Origin of the sequence: Thermoanaerobacterium sp. R66 (assembly GCF_028895185.1) — a bacterium.
GTDB lineage: Bacteria > Bacillota > Thermoanaerobacteria > Thermoanaerobacterales > Thermoanaerobacteraceae > Thermoanaerobacterium.
Genome location: NZ_JAEUWW010000001.1, coordinates 1325603 through 1343487 on the forward strand (window position 1 = coordinate 1325603; position 17885 = coordinate 1343487).

Annotated in this window: 14 protein-coding genes and 1 pseudogene; 1 reads left to right on the top strand and 14 read right to left on the bottom strand. The window is 34.1% G+C overall.

Annotation, left to right across the window (positions count from 1 at the left end; translation table 11 throughout):
• Positions 1 to 48: 48 nt before the first annotated feature.
• From JJQ93_RS06795 to JJQ93_RS06835, 9 genes are all read right to left on the bottom strand, one after another.
• Positions 49 to 3345: a UvrD-helicase domain-containing protein gene (locus tag JJQ93_RS06795; protein ID WP_274893193.1), complete on the bottom strand. Its 3297-nt coding sequence runs from the start codon at positions 3343 to 3345 to the stop codon at positions 49 to 51.
• Positions 3263 to 6388 carry a PD-(D/E)XK nuclease family protein gene (locus JJQ93_RS06800; RefSeq protein ID WP_274893194.1) on the bottom strand — a complete coding sequence of 1042 codons (3126 nt, stop codon included), beginning with the start codon at positions 6386 to 6388 and terminating at the stop codon, positions 3263 to 3265. The genes JJQ93_RS06795 and JJQ93_RS06800 overlap by 83 nt, the downstream gene beginning before the upstream one ends.
• 120 nt (positions 6389 to 6508) lie before the next feature.
• The gene (gene cimA, locus JJQ93_RS06805) at positions 6509 to 8068 is read right to left on the bottom strand and encodes a citramalate synthase (protein WP_274893195.1); all 1560 of its coding nucleotides are present in this window, start codon (positions 8066 to 8068) and stop codon (positions 6509 to 6511) included.
• Between the two features lie 67 nt (positions 8069 to 8135).
• Entirely contained in the window at positions 8136 to 8963 is an 828-nt protein-coding gene (locus tag JJQ93_RS06810; RefSeq protein WP_274893196.1) for an ABC transporter ATP-binding protein, read from the bottom strand.
• Complete coding sequence (locus tag JJQ93_RS06815; protein ID WP_274893197.1) at positions 8923 to 9576, bottom strand: hypothetical protein; 654 nt, start codon at positions 9574 to 9576, stop codon at positions 8923 to 8925. The genes JJQ93_RS06810 and JJQ93_RS06815 overlap by 41 nt, the downstream gene beginning before the upstream one ends.
• Positions 9563 to 9925 (bottom strand): GntR family transcriptional regulator, encoded by a 363-nt coding sequence (locus JJQ93_RS06820; protein WP_085111596.1) that lies wholly within the window; start codon positions 9923 to 9925, stop codon positions 9563 to 9565. The genes JJQ93_RS06815 and JJQ93_RS06820 overlap by 14 nt, the downstream gene beginning before the upstream one ends.
• A 7-nt stretch (positions 9926 to 9932) precedes the next feature.
• A complete protein-coding gene (locus JJQ93_RS06825) occupies positions 9933 to 11036 on the bottom strand; it encodes a hypothetical protein (protein ID WP_274893198.1) in 1104 nt (367 codons plus the stop codon).
• Between the two features lie 117 nt (positions 11037 to 11153).
• Positions 11154 to 11735, bottom strand: a complete 582-nt coding sequence (locus JJQ93_RS06830; protein ID WP_274893199.1) for a YdeI/OmpD-associated family protein — start codon at positions 11733 to 11735, stop codon at positions 11154 to 11156.
• A 28-nt stretch (positions 11736 to 11763) separates the two neighbouring features.
• Positions 11764 to 12780, bottom strand: coding sequence for an alpha-hydroxy-acid oxidizing protein (locus JJQ93_RS06835; RefSeq protein ID WP_274893200.1), 1017 nt, complete (start codon positions 12778 to 12780; stop codon positions 11764 to 11766).
• Between the two features lie 151 nt (positions 12781 to 12931).
• Between JJQ93_RS06835 and JJQ93_RS06840 the strand changes: the two genes are divergently transcribed.
• Complete coding sequence (locus JJQ93_RS06840; RefSeq protein ID WP_085111600.1) at positions 12932 to 13549, top strand: nitroreductase family protein; 618 nt, start codon at positions 12932 to 12934, stop codon at positions 13547 to 13549.
• A gap of 30 nt (positions 13550 to 13579) precedes the next feature.
• Here the strand turns inward: JJQ93_RS06840 and yfcE are convergent, their stop codons facing one another.
• From yfcE to JJQ93_RS06865, 5 genes and pseudogenes are all read right to left on the bottom strand, one after another.
• Positions 13580 to 14131, bottom strand: a complete 552-nt coding sequence (yfcE, locus tag JJQ93_RS06845; protein WP_274893201.1) for a phosphodiesterase — start codon at positions 14129 to 14131, stop codon at positions 13580 to 13582.
• Positions 14132 to 14180: 49 nt separating this feature from the next.
• Entirely contained in the window at positions 14181 to 14675 is a 495-nt protein-coding gene (queF, locus tag JJQ93_RS06850; protein ID WP_013787561.1) for a preQ(1) synthase, read from the bottom strand.
• A 15-nt stretch (positions 14676 to 14690) separates the two neighbouring features.
• The gene (locus JJQ93_RS06855; protein ID WP_274893202.1) at positions 14691 to 15179 is read right to left on the bottom strand and encodes a QueT transporter family protein; all 489 of its coding nucleotides are present in this window, start codon (positions 15177 to 15179) and stop codon (positions 14691 to 14693) included.
• A gap of 207 nt (positions 15180 to 15386) precedes the next feature.
• Positions 15387 to 15536 (bottom strand): annotated as a pseudogene (locus JJQ93_RS06860) (sugar phosphate nucleotidyltransferase); the annotation flags it as partial.
• A 40-nt stretch (positions 15537 to 15576) separates the two neighbouring features.
• A complete protein-coding gene (locus tag JJQ93_RS06865; protein ID WP_274893203.1) occupies positions 15577 to 17796 on the bottom strand; it encodes a YhgE/Pip family protein in 2220 nt (739 codons plus the stop codon).
• Positions 17797 to 17885: the final 89 nt, after the last annotated feature.

Consider the following 17885-nt stretch of genomic DNA (forward strand, 5'->3'; position numbering starts at 1 on the left):
AAATAATACTTAACCATATTATTACATATTACAGACGAAAATCCAATACTATTTGCAAATTTTGTTGTATAAACACATACTGCAATATTCACTTTTTCGCTTGACATATTCTTCAATCCCTTTAGCACCTAATAAGAACGGCACAACTTCACAGATTTTCCCTAATGTCTCCATGACATAAAGATCAGAAATGTCAACTTCAACGTACTTGCCTACATCTAAAAAGTACAAAAAAGCACCTTTCAAAATTGGTGAAAAACCACTGATTGTTTTTAAGCGCCGTAAAACATACGAATAAAGATGAATCTGTGGTGTATAATGTCTTGCCATTTTCTCCAAATCATCATCGCTATCTATTTTATTTGTCTTATAGTCAAAAATGTACGCTTCAATATTTCCATCATTTTCGTATATGTCGATTCTGTCGATTACTCCGTTTAAATTTATGTTGTCGTTTATGGGCACCCTAAATTTATACTCCTTTAATCTTTTTAGTAGTCTGCCATTTATCTTCTTTCTATGTTCATCTTTCAGCATGTAGTAATTGTCAATATACCTTTTGATGCTTTCATCATTTACACTACTTACATCAATATAGTCATCATCATCTAAAGTTTCAAGTATCTTATGAATAAACGTCCCTCTCTCTAAAGCACTTATTTTTCCATCATTTTCTGAGTAAATATCATCGCTGTTTTCATCTGATTCCACATATCCATCATCAAGCGACGCAATACATTTATAATAGTAAAGCACAGGACACGTCAGATAATCAATATATGCAGTTACAGAAACGTTGCCTTTAACGTTAAGAGGTATTTTGTCTATCAATTCACCAAATAATTTCATTTTATTTACATTTTTATCCAATTCTTTTGTATAATCAGGCTTGTTTTCTGCATATGATTGTAAACAACTGCCATCAATGTAGTCTATGTTAGAACAACCATCTTTAATAGCAAACAGCAACTGTTTCATAAATGAGTTTAGTTTGCTGTCTTCATCAATGTCATCTATATTGTCTTTCATTTGCCCTATAAACGCTAAAAACTTCTTTGCCCTTGTAGAAGCTACATAAAAAAGCCTCCTGCTTTCCATATTTTCCTTTTCAAGATACTTGTCATATTCCTCTTTATATAAGCTGTTTGCCGATTTATCCAAATCTCCATCATCGTTGACACCTATGCCAAAAATATAGCCTTCTTCGTCTAACACAAATAAAGGAGCCTTCCTCACCGATATGCCATCAGTAGCTTTATCCATGTCAGGTATTATTACAGCATCAAACTCCAGGCCTTTTGATGAATGAATAGTCATAATCTTAACGGCATTGCTTTCTTCAGTATCCAAAAAAGCTTCAGAATCAAGCCCTGATGACTCTTTCAAAGCATCTAAATACTCAATCAGATCTTTAGGATCGAGTATGCCTTTTTCTTCAAAGCTTTTGATTATACTCTCCAATTTCTCCACATTTCTGAATTTTTGATATCCATTTGGCAAAGAAATCAAAAGTTTTTTATACTCTGTGATTTTTAAAATCATCTTAAATATCTCATACGGACTGTATATACCATTCATTTTCGAAATCTTATCCAAAATGTTGCAGGCTCTTTTTATGACCCATTTATCGTCACCAAACATTGAAGAAAATCTTTTTAATGTTTCAAATAAATCATCTGCGGATTCGCCATTGTACATATTCATGAAAGCAAATAAATCATCATCGCTAAATCCAAAAATAGGCGATCTTAAAGCTGTAAGAAGCGCAATTTCATCCGATGTGTCAAAAGCCAATTTGTAAACCGAAATGATGTCAATTATCTCCCTCTTATCCCAAAATCCAATCCCACCTATGATGCAATACGGTATGCCGCAATCCGCAAGTGCGCCTTCAATGCTTTTAAGACTTGACCTGCTTCTTAAAAGTACGGCAATATCCTTATATTCAAATCCTTCGCCTACAAGCTTTAAAATCCTACCTGCTATAATCTTGCCCTGAAAATCCTTTCTTGAATTAACCAAAGCTCCGTCTTCCATCAGCAACTCATTAAGCTTTTCTTTATTGTCATCGTCTTTCAAAAGTTGTTTTATCTTTTTATATCTTTCATTCTTTTCATTAACTATATCATCTTTTTTGTAAGTAATGAGTTCTACTTTAGGGCCTTCGTCGGCAAAGCTTTGATACTTCAATTCTTCGTATGGATCAATCAAATTTTTAAAGACACCATTGACTGTTGATATGATGTTTTTTGTGCTTCTGTAGCAATTGCTTAGATTAAGCACTTTTCCATCTACTTCTATTTTTCTGCAAAACTCATCAAATATCCTAAAATCCGTCCCTCTAAAACCGTATATTGACTGTTTTATATCTCCTACAATAAACAATTTGCCATTTGGAATCTTTCCATCTTTCTCAGTAAGCTTTAAAATAATCTCTTTTTGAAGGTGATTGGTGTCTTGAAATTCATCTACGAGAATGTATCTGTATCTTTCAAAATAATCATTTCTTATGATATCGTTAGAAAGAAGTCTTAAAGCAATCATCTCTAAGTCGTTAAAGTCAAGCAAATTCTTGCTTGATTTGAATGCCTTATAATTTTCCTCTATTTTCTCTAAGATTATAAGCGCCAAATTTTCCATGGCTTTTGTTGATTCGTCGCTGTCGAAAGATAATTTTATGTCTTCAACTGATAGTCCGGCTTCTTTCATGCGGAAATATAAGCTTATTACCTCAGATTGAAACATTTTTCCCGTAAATATCTTTGAAGGATATTTCTTTAATGCAGTCTCTAACATATATTTGTTGTTTTTATCGTTTATCACTTCATCAATCGCAATTCCTGCTATCTTTTTAACTGCTGTGCTAACCTCCCCTTCATCCATAATAGAAAACTTAGGATCGACTGAGGCTTCAGCAAAATTATCTCTTATCATTTTCTCGCAAAAACCGTGAATTGTATCGATGTTGGCAAATATCAGTGAATCTCTAAATACAGTCCACTTTTTGCTGTCCTTATCTAATTTACACAGCAATTCTATCTCTTTTCTTATCCTTTCTTTCATTTCAGCAGCAGCTTTTCGAGTAAATGTTATTGCGACAATATCGTCAATCTTGATACCAGCCACATCACTTAAAAGCTTTATGTACCTTTTAGTCAATACCCTCGTCTTGCCAGAACCTGCGCCAGCCCTTAGTACTACATTTTTACTTATATCAAGAGCTTTTAATTGCTCTTGGCTTAGATCTTCTTCAATCAACACGCTACGCACCATTTTCACCTCTTTTGCTTTCACGTTTATCATACCTGCATATTGATGCATAAGGACATCTAATATTAGAATCATCGTATAGGCATCCTTCAGGCAGATTAAAAGAACCTGTCATCATTCTGCCTACATTTTCAATTCCCTTTTTTTCGATCCAATCCATTATTACATCAAAGCTACTTTCGCTTAATACATCTTTAGGACCTGCATTCCCTTTAAAAATGTATTTCTTGTATTCATCAAGCATAATCCCATTTCTTTTGACATTTTCTACGCTGTAGTACAACAATCCTAAACAGGATGGATTTTTTATGCCAAGCTCATTTATTAGAATTTCTTCTGCAGCCATGTAATACGTAGGCAATTGAAAATCCAAACCATCTATGCACTGCCTCAGCCCTCCTACTGCCCCTAACTTATAATCGTATATAAGGTATTTCCCCGTCAAATTGCCATCTATGCTTCGCTCTAAATCGATTCTATCTATCTTGCCGTAGAAACTGTAACCACCGTAATGACTGTCTATCTCAAATTTCTTTTCAAACATTGATGGAATAAGCTCAGCGCCAGTCTTCCTATAATAATTAAGCCTATTTGATATATCATCTGCTATAAGCTTAAATAAAGTGTCATACATCTCTTTTTTAAACTTCTCAAGTATAATATCATTCTTAATGCCATCTAATTTCTCACAAGTTTTATCAATCACATCTTTAAGTTTTTCTTCATTTACATCGTAAAGATCCTTATTTTCGCTGTAGTATTTCATCAAAATCTCATGGTATGTAGAGCCCATGTTTTTCTTGAATTCAATTGACTCATCTGAAACTTTGATGTCCAAAAGCGTCTCAACAAAAAACCTAAAAGGACAAGCAACATAACTGTTTAAACTTGATGCGCTTAAGTGAACCCCATCAAGTATCTTTAAATTTTCTTCTTTGCGTATTTTGCCTGTGTATTCATTCATCTCATTGCATGTCACTCTTTTTCTCTCTAATGATGATAAATAACTAATATCTTGGTACGTTTTTGCAAGATTTGTCCTATATGACAAAATGTTCAAGTCAACATCATCGCATTTCGAATTTGCCAAAAAATACATTATTTCATCTTCGCTGGATAAATTGCTAACTTCATAAGCAAATCTGTCTTTCATGTAAACAATAGGAGCAACTACTTTTCCCAATGATATTTCATCAAAAAGACTTTCAACTTCATATACAAATGGTGATTTAATCATTTTATTGCCTTCTTCATCTGTCGTTCTGTAAGATATATAAACATCACCTAAAGAAGAAGCTATGCAAGAATTAAACCTTATTTTCTCCCTTTCTATTTCGAAGTTTCGGCTAAATACATAAAGATGGCTATTTTTCAAATAAGCTTCATCTTGTGAATCAAAAATCGGATTGATAGAAGATGTACTTGGAAAATCCCCCTCATTTGCACCAAGGATAAACACTGTATTGTATCTCTGTCCTCTTGCCAAATCCGGATTTACCACTTTCACACCTTCAATGTCAAGATTTTTGATCATTATATCGCAGTTTGCCATCATGTCTAATAAGTCCTCTTGAATAGCCTCAATGTCATCAGAAGAAGTTCCTCCATACCGCTTTTTTAGTTCCACAACATTTTTTAAAATTTGTTTCATCGCTTCTAATGCTTTCAAACTGTATACAAAATTCCTTCCGTCTATAATGCCTGATTCGTACAACGACATAATGTTTGAATCGATTTTAAGCATCTCAATGATATTTAAAATACTTTCCAAAAATTCACTTATATCTTTATACTGCTTTTCCTTGAAATCTACAAGCATATAAATGTATTTTTTTAATTTTTCAAACTCCCCATCGTTCAATGCAGATAAAATTTCTTCTTCATAATTGCTATGAGATACATCTATCAGCTTTGATGCTTTATTGTATACATCAATTATTTCATTAGGCATCAGATACTTTGATTTCATTATGCTGTCAAAGCTTTTAAAATCATGATTTATCTTATATGTGATCAAACTGTAAATATCACCTGAAATCATCATTGATATTAATTTCTTGCCATCATTAAACCTTAAAGGAATGCCCATCTCGTCAAAAATGTCAATTATGTTTTCTCTGTAGTCATCGATATTCCTTACAAACACAGCAATATTTTCAGGTTTTACTTTTTCAAATACTATCTTCTTCTTTATTATCCTTGCAGCTTCTCTTACTTCATGTTCTATGGAAGGACTATTCAGGATCATAAGAGTGCCGTCTATGCTTTTAATAATCTCTTTCCCTGAATACAAATATTTAGAAACTTTCTCTGCATTGCTGCCATCTATACTTTCTTCCATCATTTCATTTAGCCTAAATCCAATCTCCAATAAGTCTTTCACGATGCCGTTTTTTATAAAGATTTCATTGTACTCATTTTTAAATGGAATATTCACGTAAATATCATAATCGCTATTTAAAGCCATCTTCCTCAATAATTGCATATTTACACCGTCTAAATTTATAAAGCCGTCTACAATGACAATTCCTATCTTACTAAAATAATTTGAAATATTGACATATTGTATGGCGTTAACTGAAATGTCATCTACATCAATCAATCCATTTTTATTCTTGTAATCCTCATAATTAATGTAAATTTCCGCTAAATTATTCAACTTTTCTCTTAACACATTTCTTTCTAAAACATTGGCGATTTTTTTGATATCATTAGGATCTATCATGTTTCTCTTTGCTGTCTTTATAAAGCTTAAGACAGATTCTAAGAATCCTGCCTTATCTTTTACATTTCGATAGTAGCCATTGTAGTAAGACTTTCGCAAAATGCTTCTCAAGATTTCTTTCATCTCATAAGTCGATATTACTGTGTGATTTTTTATAAAATCGTTGCACAAAAGCATCGCCATATCTTCAAACACAAATATATCCGCATCTACGATGCCGCCATTTAATCTGATAAACTTATCTCTTACATCAAACATAGCCTCACGGGAAGGCAATATGTATAAAACCTTTTTCCCATTTCTTATAGTTTCCATCGACTTTTCAATAAGCATATCTCTAATATTGTTGCAAAAAGGCCCAAAAAATATCTCCTTCAATTTATCAGCTCCCACAAAAACAAATCACATATTTATTTTATTACATATGCTAAGGCGTCTCAAGGTAAAACTGCGTATTAAAAAAGACTGATGCACTGTGAACTATTCAGTCATTTGTGCAGCAGTCTCTTTTCATCATTTTTTATTAAGCTTATACTCTATTGAGTCTACAAGCGCTATCCAACTGGCATCTATTATATCTGTCGACACACCAATGGTGCTCCAAACTTCGTTTCCATCAGACGATTCTATTATTACCCTTACTTTCGCTGCTGTAGCAGAATTAGAATCTAACACTCTTACTTTGTAGTCTGTAAGTTTCATCTCCTTGACTTCCGGGTAAAACCTCTCTAAAGCCTTTCTGACTGCCTTATCAAGTGCGTTTACAGGTCCATCGCCTTCTGCAGCGGTTATTTCTTCTTGCCCGTCTACTTCTATCTTTATGAGGGCAGACGAATTTACATCGTCAACAGATGGTTCATTGACTATTACTTTAAATTCTATAAGCCTAAATGAAGGTTTATACAGCCCCAGAGTCTTCAATATCAAAAGCTTTAACGAACCTTCAGCACCTTCGTACTTATATCCCTTAGATTCCATTTCTTTTAGTCTATCTAATATTTCTTTCGTCTTATCAGAGTCGCGGTCTATGGTTGGGTCTACTTCATTTACTATACCTATTAAAGCGCTTCTGCCAGCTACCTCTGATAATAAAAGCACTCTTTCGTTGCCGACAAGCTCTGGATCGATGATTTCATACGACCTTGTGTTTTTGCAAACAGCATCTGAATGCATACCTGCCTTATGGGCAAACGCGTTTCTCCCTACATACGGTGCTCTTTCATCTGGTGCCGCGTTGGCTATTTCACTTACTCTTCTTGAAAGTACCGTAAGCTCTCTCATCTTGTCGTCTTCAACGCATTTTATTCCTTTTTTAAACTGCAAGTTTGGCAAAATCGTGCACAGATTTGCGTTTCCACATCTTTCACCATATCCGTTTATCGTTCCTTGGACTTGTACTGCACCTGCCTCTACAGCCATTATAGAATTGGCAACAGCCATACCATTGTCATTGTGAGCGTGTATGCCTATCTCACAATCAAATTTATCTACAACCTTTTTGGTTATGTCGTATATCTCTGTAGGAAACATGCCACCTTTTGTATCGCAAAGGCAAATGCTGTCTGCTCCTGCATCATACGCCACCTGAATTGTTTTCAATGCGTAATCAGGATTCTCCATAAAGCCATCATAAAAATGTTCTGCATCAAATACCACTTTTTTGCCCTGCTTTTTCAGGTAATTTATCGTATCATATATCATATTGAGATTTTCATCTAAAGTCGTTCGCAATATCTCACTAACGTGGAAGTCCCATGACTTCCCAAATACTGCCACATATTCTGTCTCCGCCAATAGAAGCGAACTGACATTAGCATCTTTCTCCACCGACGTGTTTGCCCGCCTTGTGCTGCCAAATGCTATCAACTTGGAATTTTTCAAACTTTTTCTTTTTATAATATCGAAAAACTCCATGTCTTTGGGATTAGAACCGGGATTTCCAGCTTCAATGTAATCTACGCCAAAATCGTCTAGAAGCTCAACAATCTTTATTTTGTCTGATACTGTAAAAGAAATTCCCTGTGATTGAGCTCCGTCTCTCAATGTAGAATCATAAATGACAATGTTTTTCACTTCAATGTCCCCCTTTGAACATATTCAACTATATCTATATATAAAGATATTTTATCAAATCAAACCATCAAAGTGAATAACTTGTTTGAAAAATTTCATCTGTACTTTTTAAATAGCCAACAATAATTTGATTTAAACGAGGATAATCGCCCACATCTTCATCTGTCTTAACCAAAACCTCGTCATTGATTACAGCTATCACTTTCATGTCCTTTGCAATTTTGTTTGCACTTAGTATCCTATGCTTTTGTTTCGCTTCATCTATTGAATCGGTGTAAATTATTCTCCCGTTTTTTATGATAGCAAAGCTTGTGGCATACTCCTCTAACTCGTATATCTCATGAGAAGAAAGCAATACAGTTCCTTTTTTGTCATTGACATATTCTTTTATCATTTCTATAAGCTCAAATCTTACTGCTGGATCAAGATGCTGAGTCGGCTCATCGAGAATAATGAGTTTTGCATTTGTAGAAAAAGCTAAAATCGACAATAGAAGCGTCTTCTGCCCTTCTGAAAATTTTTGCATCTCTTGTTTTAGATTAAATCCATATCGAGATACGAGACTTTTAAAAAAGTTGTCATCCCAATTTGGATAAAGCGTCTCATATATCTTTCGATAATCTCCTAAACTTAAATTAGCAAAAACTTTTCTGTTTTCTGAAACAAACGCCATATCCGTCTTAAGTTTTGTACTAAAAGGCTGCCCAAAAATGAATATTTCACCTGCATCTTTTCCTATAATGCCCATTATACATTTTAATGTGGTGGTTTTCCCTGCACCATTAGGCCCAACAAGTGCAATTATTTCTCCCTCTGGCACAGAAAAGCTTACGTCTGATATAATTTGTTTGCCATCAATCTGTTTGCTTAAGTTTATTACTTCCAAAGCCTTCATGAGGATTTTCACCGTCCTTTCGTGTGTATACTAAATAGCTAATAAAACAAATCAATATTGAAAACACAAGTGACATGACCAAATTCCCCTGCTTTGTAAAACTTATCAAACTGTAAGGGTTAAAATTAGAACTATTTATGTCGGGTGTCCCAAAATTGCCTAAAATTGCATCAAAAATCACTGCAATAAAGCTAAAGACTACTGCATCAATATTGAATTCAGAGAGTATCACCTGAATGCCAAATATTGAAAATATTAAAATCAAACTTCTTAAAATAAATTCTAATTTTTCAACAATCGTATTGTCTATAAAAATTTCTCCAAAAGCGGAAGTAATAAAAACGGCAAGGCATAAAAAAATCAAGTTGAAACTAAACAATTCTTTTTTGGAAAAAGGCAGAGAATATAGAATTTCAACATTTTGATGCCGTATATCATGTATCAGCAACGATGATGATAAAAACAGTATTGCAAATTCCTTAACAAAAAAATTTGGCAATAAAAGAATCAACATCAAAATCGCAATTCTACCTGTCTTTTCCGTTAATTCTTTTTCAAGATACACGTCCATCTTTTTAAGCTCTAATGAAAAACCAGTCTTATAATCGCTCATTTTTCCAGACCTCCTCAAATATCAATATAGCTGTATAATAATCTATACTATTGTCTTTTAACTTAGTTACACATGTTTTTATTATTTCTATAATCTTTTTATCCACATCAAAATCCTTTTTAACAAAGTATCCTACACCCTGTTCCGCTTCAATATAACCTTCTGATTTTAACTTTTCCAATGCTTTTAATACAGTATTTATATTCACATCAAAAATTTGTTGCAATTCACGTATTGAAGATAGCTGCGATCCTTTTTGAAGATTCCCAAGCAAAATTTCTGATTTTATCATATTTACTATTTGCAGATAGGCAGGAACTCCACTGTGTTTATCTACTTTTCTCAACATTTTGCAATCACTCTTTAGTTATTTTTATAAAACCAGAAGTATTGATGTCTACGGGTGCTTTGTTCTTATTTACTACAGTTAATGTTCCGCCTGTTGAACTCACACTAAGATCTCCTCTTTCATTGCTGCTGTTTAAAATATCGATTCTGCCGTAAAGTCCAGTAGCATTAATATTTAGCTCGCTAAATTTTGACATCTCATTTATAGCTAAACCTGTTGAATTAACAATTATTTTGTTAAAATCTAATTCCCCATTCAAAGTTGTGCCAGAACTATTAATGTTCAAAACTTTTCCCTTTAAATTTCCACTCACTTTAAGTCCAGCACAACTCAAATACACATCATTATTAGAAGATATATTACCATTTATTGAAGAACCTGCAGAATTTAAGCTGAAATTATTGAAATTACCGCTTCCAGTGATCTCAATGCCTGCGGATCTTATATCTACAGCCTCATTTGGATTAGTTCCCAATTCGATCACATAAGTAACATCTTGCTTTGGAGTTTTTTCAAAAACTGTCAAATTTCCATTATCGCTTTCCACGTTCAATTCAGATGGAATGTAAATAGTGTCACTGTTTGTAAACTCTATTTCTATTCCACCTTTTACTGCTATATTGACATTCTTTGCATCCTTTAATGATATTTTCTTATCAGGCATTATTCTTTCGCTTCCATCAATGCGAGGGCTATTATCCGCTGTGCTCTTAACGTCTATTGGAAAACTGTTTGTTATCCGCAATACGCTATTTGAAATACTTCCAACACCTTGATAAGAGTATAGTCCTACAAGCCATAATGCAACAAGTACAAAAAGTGTAACCGCAATCCCTATTGATATACTTGAAGCATTCCTTTTAATCGGAAAGATGCTTATTAAAAATCCAAAAGCCCCGATAGCCATCAACATCTTAACAGAAAACCATGGCATAATCCAAGCTAAAAATATACATGCCAATGAAAAGATCAGCCTCACCATTCTGCTTTCATTAAATCTCTTAAGCAATTGCGTATTAAACGTCTTTTTAGAAATGACAACTGCAAATCCAACAAGAATCACGATAATCGATAAAAGGAAGACAATTGCTTCAATCAAATTATTTCTCATAAAACAACCTCCTTAAGTTTTATACTGTTATATAATTATATAACACTATAATACATAAATGTCAATAGTCTTTGCAATGTTTTGTAAAAATAAAAAATAGGCGGAAACACCCGCCGTTTAGTCATTTAATCCCTTCCCGCTTAAAATTTTCCCTATATATTTTTCGACTCTTGCCTCTCTCGTCTTAGATTGCTTCGGTTGAGAAAAATAAATAATGTATGCCCTCTGTCGTCCAGGGGTCAATCCAAAAAAAGCTGATTTTAAAATAGGATCTTCGTCTAATTTAATCTGAAATTCATAAGGTATTTTAGTCTCATCGTTCTTTTTAAAATCTACTTTCATTCCCAGCTTTTCAATTTCAATCGCCTTAGTGATGTATTCCTTTAAAACATCTTCTTTTTCAGCAATTTCTTCAATGCTTTTAAACCTAATCTGTCGAGATGCCTGAGAATTTTCGCCAGGTTTAATTAAGATTCCTTTTTCATCATTTAGCAAAGAGCCCTTGAAGAATGAAATCGCACAGTATTCCTTAAATCCTATCAGTATGGCTATATTGCTTTTATTGTATGAGTAACATGGCTTACCCCATTTTAAATCTTCCTCTAATTGAAACTCCAACATTATTTCTCTTAACTTTTCTAACTCATCTTTCCAGTTTAAAACTTTTTCTAAATACTCATCAACTTTATGGTTTGTCATAAAATCGCCTCATTTCTATCTTTTAATATCAGCTTGCTTTATACACTTCTGGCACGTTCTTTAAGTCCTTGCATCCAGTGAGGATCATGGCCTGATACAACTCGTCAGAAACCTTGTTGAGATAAAACTCTATGGCTTCTCTTCCTCCTCCATGTGCAGCAATCATTATAGGTCTCCCTATCAAGACGGCTTTTGCTCCCAATGACAACATCTTTAAGACGTCTATCCCTGTTCTTACGCCCCCGTCCACCAATACATCGATTTTGTTTCCAACAGCCTTTGCGATGTCCGGTAGAACATCAGCAGTTCCCATCGTGTGATCTAATACTCTTCCTCCGTGATTTGAAACGACAATTGCCTTTGCACCTGCTTCTGCTGCAATCGCCGCCTCTTCTGCCGTCATGATGCCCTTTAATATTAAAGGAAGCTCAATATTTTCAGCTATCGTCTCGATCTCTTTTTTCGATTTTGGCCCTACAAACTGGCCGCTTCTTACCATCATAATAAGCCCAGCTCCATCCACATCGACGCCAAATGCTATAGCTCCTGCTTCTTTAGCAATTTTCGCCTTCTCTATTATCTCATCTACTGTCCGAGGTTTAGAAAATGGTATGCCTAAAACACCTGTTGATTTTATAGCATCGATGCCTGCAGGATACATGTCCTTATCATTTGCATCGCCTGACATAAATATCGTTCCTACATTTTTGCACGCCTCTGCAACCATAATATCGTAATCACGCTCAGACAAATATCCACCTGCATTTCCCTTAAGTCCTGTCATTGGAGCAGCAAAAACAGGCATCTTGACTTCAAAGCCAAGAAAAGATGTGTTTATGTCGGGCTTTAGGACATCGTGAAGCGTCTTCAACTTGACTTTCCATCTGTCTAATGCCTTTATGTTTTCGATAAATCCATTTCCCGTGCCTGTACCGCCCATACCAGGGACTTCACCAGCACATGCAATGCCGTCACATCTTTTGCATCCTCTGCAATAGCCTTTCATGTTTTCCCTTGCTTTTTCCCTTATCTCATTCCAATCCATAAAAAGACCTCCAATGCAAAATTTTGTCCACATATATTATACAACTTTTTTCGATCTAATCATATTTCATAGTATGTCTATCCGATTTCTTTGTTTTTTAAAAAATATGTGGTATAATTTAGGTGTAATTTCAAAATTAGGAGGAAATATTATGAAAGATTTAAAAGAAGTGTTCGAAGAAAGGCGTTCTGTCAATTTCTTTGATAAAAATAAAGAACTTGATGAAGAGACATTAAAAAAGATAATCGATTTAGCTGCATTAACACCTTCAGCATTTAACTTGCAACCTTGGGAAATAATCGCTGTAAAGTCAAAGGAAGCAAAGGAAAAACTTTACGATGTGGCGTTGAAACAGCCAAAGATTCTTGATGCGCCGGTTACTTTAATCATGATAGGCGATAAAAACGCATATAAGGAAGATAATCCTGCATGGTGGTACATGAGAGATGTGGGAATTCCTGATGACAAGATACAAGGCAGTATCGATTTTGCTAAAAATATGCTTTACAATACAGACTTAAAGGCGAACAATTTTGCCGTCAGAAATACATCTCTTTTAAGCATGTCCATAATGTACGCCGCAAAATATTATGGCGTTGACTCACATGCAATGATCGGCTTTGAAGAAGATAAGTTAAAAGAAGCATTTGGTATACCTGATGACAAGGTTGTAGTAATGCTTATATCTCTCGGGTACTTCGATGAAAGCAAAACGCTTTATCCAAGGTTAAAGAGAAATGGATATGAAAAGATAGTAAAAGTCCTATAGATATGATTAAAACCACCCATTTAGGTGGTTTTAATTTTTTATTTCAAGTATCTTATTACCTGTCTCTATGTCTAAAATATATATGCCATCGTCATCAATTATGCTTATAGTATTTATTCCATCATCTCTTTTGCTTAAAGATGTAGAACCTGGATTTACAATTATGCAGTTGTCATGTTTCTTTAACACTGGAACATGGGTATGTCCAGTAACAAAATAATCAAGTTTGTACCTGAAAATCAAATCATGTATTTCGTCTTGGCTTATATTGTCGCCGTGCTGTACTAAAAACCTTTTGTTCTCAATCACTGCAAAGACGTAAGGCGATTGAATAGGGATGTTCAATACCATTTGATCTACAGATGCATCACAGTTTCCTTTCGATATCAAAATAGGTATTTTGCAATCATTTATGGCAGCAATAAGTTTCTTAGGATTGTATCCAGATGGAATGTCATTTCTAGGGCCATGATACAAAACATCACCCGCATGCAATATCAAATCAGCATCGTGAAGATAGCTAATAGCTTTTTCCCACGATGTATAATCGCCGTGTGTATCGCTTATTACCCCTATTTTCATGTATTGCATCTCCTTTAACGTCAATTGATATTTATATTATATCACAAAATCACCTGTTATCTACTTTTTCAGGGTACATATCATGGTAAAAAAGCCTTTTTTGTGCCACATCTTCCCACTTCGTACCAGGCCTTCCATAGTTGCAGTAAGGATCTATAGATATTCCACCTCTTGGAGTAAACTTGCCCCAAACTTCGATGTATTTTGGATCCAACAGTTTTATTAAATCCTTCATGATTATATTTACACAGTCTTCATGAAAATCCCCGTGATTTCTAAAGCTAAAAAGATAAAGCTTTAATGATTTACTTTCAACCATCAGCTTGTCTGGAACATATGAAATGTATATTGTTGCAAAGTCAGGCTGTCCAGTCTTAGGACAAAGGCTTGTGAATTCAGGACAATTGAACTTTACAAAATAGTCATTCTCTTGATGTTTATTAGGGAATGTTTCAAGCAAAGATGGATCGTAATCGAAAATGTATTTAGTCTCTTTATTCCCTAATTGAGATAATCCATTAAGCTCTTTCTCATCTCTTGGCATGATACTCACACTCCATCATAATTTGTTTTTCAACTGTTTGACTAACAGTACACCTACAATTCCAGGTATAATCTGACCTACTGTAACGCTTATGGCCAATATGTGATACGGTATTTTAAGCAAAACAGAAAGCCAAATTGGCACTATAAGGCCTGGAAATAATATTATAGGAATTGAGATAAACCAATCATTTAGACGATACTTTCTAATAAGGTAAACTGCATACGACGTCAATATGCCTACAAAGAAGCCTCCAATCATATCAGGAAGCCCTAAGCCTCCCATTAAAATATTACTAAGCATATTGCTTAATCCCATTGGCAATACCAAAAATGGGAAAATAGCAGCCAAGGCATAAATCGATGTTGCTATTCTTATTTGGTACTGGCCAAAAGCGAAATTTTGTGTAAAGTACATTACAACAAGGTACAATGCCATTACCAATCCAGAGATAGTCAATTTTTGAGTAAGGCTGTACTTCTTTTTTAAAAATCCTCCGTTCATGCTATACCTCCTAAAATTTCCAGTTATCACATCCTTCCATAAACATAATGAAAAAAAGCACAGTCCACCTGTGCTCATATATGCAAACTTTTGATTTGCAATGCCCGTAGTTTTGTTTATAGACAGGATGGTTTCGAACTGTCTTATTCAATTACTTATTTATTTTAACACCTCTATAAGATTTACACAAGATTTTTTTGTTTATACCTCTATCTCCAATTCCAATTCTATCGATCTGTCGAAGTGGTCCTCTATCGCTCTTTTGTTTCTTCGTGTTATTATGAGTATATCCTCTATGCCTGAGTTTACGGCTTCTTCAACTATATACTGAATCGTAGGTTTGTCTATCATTGGCAGTTTCAAAATTATTAAATATTTATGTGAATCTTATGTGAATTTAATTTGCAGCATTTAACTTTTCATCAATTTTATTCTTATCTCCTACTTTTCCCGACAGCAAAATTGACAAAAGCATAAATAAAATACCAAAACATGCTAAGATAAGCAAGTCGTGAATAATTAGCCCAATATTAGAACCTGAAATAGCTTCTCTCAATGCTTGAGTACCATATGTCATTGGGAAAAATGGATTTAGAATATTGAAGAATTTCGGTTCTAATTCCATAGGAAATACGCCACCAGATGATGTCAACTGCAGCATCAAAAGAACAACGGCGAAGAATTTTCCTGCCATGCCAAGAAGCATTACAAAAAATCCGATAATAAACACAAAAACCACAGACATTACAGCATTTATAACGTAATAGTATAGCAAATTGTTCACAGGCAATTTAAGTGCTTCTATCAATACAAAACCAGAAACTATCGATTGAAAAATTCCTAAAATGCTTAAGCTTAGCAGTTTACCTACGACAATTGAAGCGTTGCTAATATCTTTATAGCCGTTTTTATCGTAAATATCAATTATAAAGAATAAAATCAATGCGCCAACCCAAAGTGATAAAGGTATGAAATACGGTGTAAACCCAATGCCATAATTCGCTACTGGATTTAATCTCTTAGTATCAAGAATAATAGGTTCATTTATCATGCTCTTTTTCTCATCAGTTGTACTCATCACTTCTATTTTATCAGATGCATCACTAAGTTTTTTATAAAGAAGATCTTGATTTTTGTATAGTTTCTCCATGTTCTCTTGTATCTGCTTGCTGCCATTAGATACCGTCACCAACCCGCTATTTAAGTCTTTAGAGCCATTGTATAAACTAGAAGCACCTTGTTTTAATGCATTAAGTCCATCATTAAGTTTTAAAAGCCCGGATGTAATGTCGCTCATCTTTTGATTTAACAACGATATTCCATTTGCATACTGAGAAATGCCATTGCTTAAATTATTTTCACCATTTATAATTTGTGTTACTACTGTTTGCAATTGTGATACTCCATCATTCAATTTGTCATATCCAATTGTTAAATTATTAGTAGCGCTGTCTAATTTTTTAAGAGAATCGTTCAATGCATCCATCTTGGCCTTGTTAGTTTCAAGTCCATTGATTATTTGTTTTAATCCTGAATTTGATTCTGACACAACGGTAATCGCCGCCTTAAAATCCGAATCTGACATGGCCTCGGGGTGTTTATCAACATAATTGTTTAATGCAGCAACGGCGCTGTCCAAATTTGTCTGAATACTGTTCAATCCATTGCTTACCGAATCAAATTCTGTTAAAAATGACGATAGACTCTGACCAATTTGATCGTAACCATTTGTTACAGCGGTCGAGCCGCTTTTCAATTGGTTTATGCTGTTGCTTATTGCATTAAGACCTTGACTCACTCCATTTAAACCACTCTTTAGATTATTCATTCCATTTAAAATCAAATTGCTGTTTTTATCTACTTCATCTAATTTCTGAGATAAAATCTGAGCGCCATTTGCTAAATTTGACGCGCCATAATATGCGTTATTTGCCCCAATGCTTAAATTATACAACCCATCTTTAAATTGATTTGTTCCAGCCAAAGCTTTGTTAATGCCATCATTCAATTTTGAAACGCCATCATTTAGCATTTTTGCACCATCTGATAATTGTTTTTCCGCTAAAGAAGCTTGTTTTAAACCATTTCCAATGTCTTCAACATTTAAAAAAACAGTATCTATATAGCTTTTCCTTATCGTATCAGATATTTTTTGCGTCAAATTTTCTATGGCTTTATTTCCAAGCTGTGTCGCCAAAAAATTCTTTTTGTCATTTGTTATATACTGAATATGAGCTTTTTCTACGGCATTGCCATTGACACTTAAAATATTTTTGGAAAAGTCCTTTGGTATCACTATCATAAAATAATATTTATTGCCTTTTAAACCATCTAAACCATCATCGTAGCTTACAAAATTCCATTTGAAATCATGATTGCTTTTTAATTCCTTTACAATGTCATCCCCAAAACTTTTATATTTTCCATCGTATAGCACACTTTTATCCTGATTCACAACTGCAACTGGAAGTTTGTCTAACTTGCCATATGGATCCCAAAATGCATACAAATAAAGAAAGCTGTACAATAGTGGCATAAAAATAATCACTATTACTGCTAATCTAATAAATCTGTTTTGGGCCAATCTTTTAAGCTCATTAAAAATCACACCTGTCATAAATACACCTCCAATATTTTTTATACTGACCGGTCAGTTCTAACTTATTATAGTATCTTTGATCTTAAAAGTCAATAAAAAAACCATTA

What these genes read in the sequence shown, in the direction of transcription:
- JJQ93_RS06815 (WP_274893197.1), bottom strand. Translation starts at nt 9,576, where the DNA reads ATGAGCGATTATAAGACTGGTTTTTCATTAGAGCTTAAAAAGATGGAC.
- JJQ93_RS06865 (WP_274893203.1), bottom strand. Translation starts at nt 17,796, where the DNA reads ATGACAGGTGTGATTTTTAATGAGCTTAAAAGATTGGCCCAAAACAGA.
- queF (WP_013787561.1), bottom strand. Translation starts at nt 14,675, where the DNA reads ATGCCAAGAGATGAGAAAGAGCTTAATGGATTATCTCAATTAGGGAAT.
- JJQ93_RS06795 (WP_274893193.1), bottom strand. Translation starts at nt 3,345, where the DNA reads ATGATTCTAATATTAGATGTCCTTATGCATCAATATGCAGGTATGATA.
- JJQ93_RS06820 (WP_085111596.1), bottom strand. Translation starts at nt 9,925, where the DNA reads ATGTTGAGAAAAGTAGATAAACACAGTGGAGTTCCTGCCTATCTGCAA.
- JJQ93_RS06855 (WP_274893202.1), bottom strand. Translation starts at nt 15,179, where the DNA reads ATGAACGGAGGATTTTTAAAAAAGAAGTACAGCCTTACTCAAAAATTG.
- JJQ93_RS06825 (WP_274893198.1), bottom strand. Translation starts at nt 11,036, where the DNA reads ATGAGAAATAATTTGATTGAAGCAATTGTCTTCCTTTTATCGATTATC.
- JJQ93_RS06835 (WP_274893200.1), bottom strand. Translation starts at nt 12,780, where the DNA reads ATGGATTGGAATGAGATAAGGGAAAAAGCAAGGGAAAACATGAAAGGC.
- JJQ93_RS06840 (WP_085111600.1), top strand. Translation starts at nt 12,932, where the DNA reads ATGAAAGATTTAAAAGAAGTGTTCGAAGAAAGGCGTTCTGTCAATTTC.
- JJQ93_RS06810 (WP_274893196.1), bottom strand. Translation starts at nt 8,963, where the DNA reads ATGAAGGCTTTGGAAGTAATAAACTTAAGCAAACAGATTGATGGCAAA.
- yfcE (WP_274893201.1), bottom strand. Translation starts at nt 14,131, where the DNA reads ATGAAAATAGGGGTAATAAGCGATACACACGGCGATTATACATCGTGG.
- JJQ93_RS06830 (WP_274893199.1), bottom strand. Translation starts at nt 11,735, where the DNA reads ATGACAAACCATAAAGTTGATGAGTATTTAGAAAAAGTTTTAAACTGG.